The sequence below is a fragment of the Saccharothrix sp. ST-888 genome, assembly GCF_000955975.1.
Classification (GTDB): Bacteria; Actinomycetota; Actinomycetes; order Streptomycetales; family Streptomycetaceae; genus Kitasatospora.
On sequence record NZ_JYJF01001139.1, the window covers coordinates 1 to 240 of the forward strand.

At 75.0% G+C, this 240-nt stretch carries 1 protein-coding gene; it reads left to right on the forward strand.

Going from position 1 to position 240, the window contains the following annotated elements:
• Positions 1-240, forward strand: a 240-nt coding sequence (locus UK12_RS35965; protein ID WP_045307438.1) for a KR domain-containing protein, incomplete at both ends; no start/stop codon positions are given.

The window sequence follows — 240 nt, forward strand, 5'->3', positions numbered from 1 at the left end:
CCTCGCTCACCCCGGAGCGTCTGGACGCCGTGCTGCGGCCGAAGGTGGACGCGGCGCTCAACCTGCACGAGCTGACCGCCGGTCTCGACCTGACCGCGTCCGTCCTCTTCTCCTCCGCCGCCGGCACCCTGAGCAGCCCCTGCCAGGGCAACTACGCTGCCGCGAACGTCTTCCTGGACGCCCTGGCCACCCAGCGCCGCGCCCAGGGCCTCGCGGCCACCGCGCTCGCCTGGGGCCCGT